The sequence below is a fragment of the Mycobacterium sp. genome (assembly GCF_049280035.1).
GTDB lineage: Bacteria > Actinomycetota > Actinomycetes > Mycobacteriales > Mycobacteriaceae > Mycobacterium.
Genome location: NZ_JBAPPI010000523.1, coordinates 1 through 3299 on the forward strand (window position 1 = coordinate 1; position 3299 = coordinate 3299).

Consider the following 3299-nt stretch of genomic DNA (forward strand, 5'->3'; position numbering starts at 1 on the left):
GGGATTTGAGTTCCGCCATGGCTGAGACGCTACGCGGTACACCAGCAACAGAGCGCGGCACCGCGCGCATGGCACGACGTTGAGAAATGACCCGGTGCTCGACAGTATGGAGCCATGGTCGACGACCACGGCGGTTCTACCTGGTGAGCGCGCCGCCGCCCGATTACCCGGATTACCTGGATTACCCGGACTACCCCTCGCTCGGCTACGGGCCCCCGGCCTACCCGCCAGCGGGCTATCCGGGGTACCCGCCGCCTGGCTACGGCCGACCCGCCAATTACCCACCGCCCGGTTACGGCTCCTACCCGCCTTCGGCCTATCCGCCTGCATCGGGTTATGCCGTGCCGCCCCGCTATAGCAGTGCGCCACCGAACCGCTTCGGAACGCTCACGCCCGGGATAATCCCGTTGCGGCCGTTGAACGTCGGTGACATTTTCAATGGCGCGGCCGCTTACATCCGGACCAACGCAAAGGCCACCTTGGGGCTGACTGCGATCGTCGTGGTGGTTACGCAAATCATCACGTTGATCGCCGCCGTCGGACCCTTGGCTGCTGCTAGCCGATTACGAACAGCCCCGCCCGACGACCTGACCGGGGGTGACATCGCGGCCTGGACGATGTCAGGTGCGCTCGCCGTCCTGGTCGGCTGGCTGGCCGGTGTACTGCTCAGCGGCATTCTCACGGTTGTTGTGGGCCGGGCGGTGTTCGGCTCAACAATCGGCCCCGGCGAAACATGGGTCAAGATTCGCGGGCGGCTGCCCGCCTTGATCGGCCTGGTGGCGGTGGAATCGGTTGGGCTGATATTGCTGGCCGGCCTGGTGGGGCTGACCATCGCAGCGGTCGGCGCTGCCGGCAACGCGGCGGCGGCCGTTGTTGTCGGTTTGCCCCTGGCACTGGCGTCGATAGCGACGGTGGTCTACTTCTACACGGTGCTGTCGTTCGCGCCGGTGCTGATAGTGCTGGAGCGGCTACCGGTGATCGATGCGATCACGCGGTCATTTACGTTGGTCCGCAACAGCTTTTGGCGAGTGCTCGGCATCCGGTTGCTGACTTGGGTGGTGGTGGTGTTGGTCGCTAATGCGGTCGCAGCGCCGTTCAATTTCGTCGGACCCCTGCTGGTCGGAGCCAGTGGATCTCCGCTGATCGGCGCGACCGTGGGGGCTGTCGGATCGGCGATCGGCCGGATTATCACCGCTCCATTCAGCGCGGGCGTCGTTGTCTTGCTCTACACCGACCGCCGGATCCGGGCCGAGGCATTCGATCTGGTCCTGCAGACCGGCGCCGCCGGCGGCCCTGCGCACACCCGGCCAGCGGCTTCCACCGACTATCTATGGCTGACCCGGCCGGTATAGGGACGAGCCGAAGTTGCCCGCCATCGACGTCGACCGCGATACCGCACACCAGGCCGCCCAACGCGAGCTCGACAAACCGATCTACGCCAACGGCTCGGTGGCCCAGCGGGTGCATGAATGGATTCACGAGCTGCTCTTCCGCCTTATCGAAAAAGGCTCTACCGTACCGGGCGGATGGTTCACCGTCAGCGTCCTGCTTGCCTTGCTGATTGTCGCGATAGTTGTCGCCGTCCGCGTCGCACGGCGCACCATGCGAACCCATAACGCCGACGACTATCAGCTCTTCGATACCGGCCAGCTCAGCGCCGACCAGCATCGTGCTGCCGCGGAACGCTTCGCCGCCGAAGGCAATTGGATCGCAGCGATTCGACATCGGCTGCGTGCGGTGGCCCGTGGTCTCGAGGAGACCGACGTACTGGAGCCGGCTCCTGGCCGTACCGCGAACGAACTGGCCCGCGATGCGGGCGCTCGCATACCTCATCTTGCGTTCGAATTATCCCAAGCAGCAACCGCATTCAACGACGTCACCTATGGCGAAAGACCGGGGACACCGGCTGCCTACCAGGCGATTGTCGCCCTCGATGACCACCTGCGATTCCGGTCTGCGGCCGGCAGACCCGGGCTGGATCAGCCCGGCCCAGTCGACGCATGGGCGCCGGTTCGATGACTGCCGCGGGCACGACAATCCCAGTGCGCCCACGACGCTCATGGCGGTGGGCGCTACTCGTGGTGGCCGCCGTCTGCGTGGTGGCAGCGACCGGCGCCTACCTGACGGCACCGCGTCCCGGAGGGCGGATGGACCCGGCCTCGACCGGACCCGGCGGCGCGCACGCGTTAGTCACGCTGCTGCGGGACCGCGGCGTCACCGTTGTGGTCGCCACCAGCATTGCCGATGTGGAAAACGCAGCACATCCTGGAACATTACTGCTGTTCGCCCAGACCCAGCGCGTCAACAGCGAATCACTGCTGCAGCGGCTGGCCGCTACGCCAGGCGATCTGCTGCTGGTCGAGCCGACCTCGCATGCCCGCGAGGCCCTCGCCTCCGGTATCCGCAGCAGCGGCGCCGGCGTGCCCGACGCCCAACCGAATTGCGCTCTGCGCGAGGCTAATCGGGCTGGATCGGTGGACTTCGGGCTGTCCAATACTTTTCATGCTGCCGGTGACCGGACGGTTACCAGCTGCTATGGCGGAGCGCTGGTCCGCTACCGCGACGGCGACCGCACCGTGACAGTGGTCGGCAGTACCGACTTCATGACCAACGGAGGCCTGCTGCATGCCGGTAACGCCGCACTGGCCATGAATCTGGCCGGCCAGCATGCCCGCCTGGTGTGGTACGCCCCGCAGCGGGTTGAAGGCGAATCTTCGGGTTCGACAACAATCTTCGGGTTGATCCCGGATAACGTCAGCTGGATGGTTGTGCAGCTCTGGCTGGCAGTGCTGCTGATTGCGTTGTGGCAGGGTCGTCGAATCGGTCCACTGGTGGCCGAGGAGCTACCGGTGGTCGTGCGCGCGTCGGAGACGGTGGAGGGCCGCGGCCGGTTATACCGGTCGCGGCGAGCCCGCGATCGCGCAGCACAAGCTTTGCGCGCCGGCACTCTGCAGCGACTGCTACCCCGGCTCGGCCTGAGCACCGACACATCGGCGCCTGCGGTGGTGATCGCCGTTACGCAACGCAGCGGATTTCACGCAGAGTCGGTGCGGCACATTCTCTTTGGCCCGTCGCCGGATTCTGATGCTGACTTGGTCCAGCTTGCCCACGCACTCGACGACATCGAAAGGCAGGTCGCAAAACGATGACTCAATCGCGCCCCACCTCCGCCCAACCGCCGGTGGCGGAATCGGCGCGTCATGCGTTACTGGCGTTGCGCGGCGAGATCGGCAAAGCCGTCGTCGGGCAGGACGCCGTGGTCACCGGGCTGGTGATCGCGCTGCTATGCCGCGGCCACG

General features: G+C 66.1%; 3 protein-coding genes and 1 pseudogene. All 4 read left to right on the plus strand.

Annotated elements, in window-relative coordinates; translation table 11 throughout:
* The first annotated feature begins 140 nt into the window (after nt 1–140).
* The gene (locus WAN71_RS16910) at nt 141–1352 is read left to right on the plus strand and encodes a hypothetical protein (protein ID WP_422226441.1); all 1212 of its coding nucleotides are present in this window, start codon (nt 141–143) and stop codon (nt 1350–1352) included.
* 13 nt (nt 1353–1365) lie between these two features.
* Nucleotides 1366–2019: a DUF4129 domain-containing protein gene (locus WAN71_RS16915; RefSeq protein ID WP_422226439.1), complete on the plus strand. Its 654-nt coding sequence runs from the start codon at nt 1366–1368 to the stop codon at nt 2017–2019.
* Nucleotides 2016–3149, plus strand: coding sequence for a DUF4350 domain-containing protein (locus tag WAN71_RS16920; RefSeq protein WP_422226440.1), 1134 nt, complete (start codon nt 2016–2018; stop codon nt 3147–3149). The genes WAN71_RS16915 and WAN71_RS16920 overlap by 4 nt, the downstream gene beginning before the upstream one ends.
* Nucleotides 3146–3299, plus strand: a pseudogene (locus tag WAN71_RS16925) (AAA family ATPase); the annotation flags it as partial. The gene WAN71_RS16920 and the pseudogene WAN71_RS16925, both read left to right, overlap by 4 nt.

Excerpts from the sequence above, each read along its gene's own strand:
- WAN71_RS16920 (WP_422226440.1), top strand. The coding sequence starts at position 2,016 with ATGACTGCCGCGGGCACGACAATCCCAGTGCGCCCACGACGCTCATGG.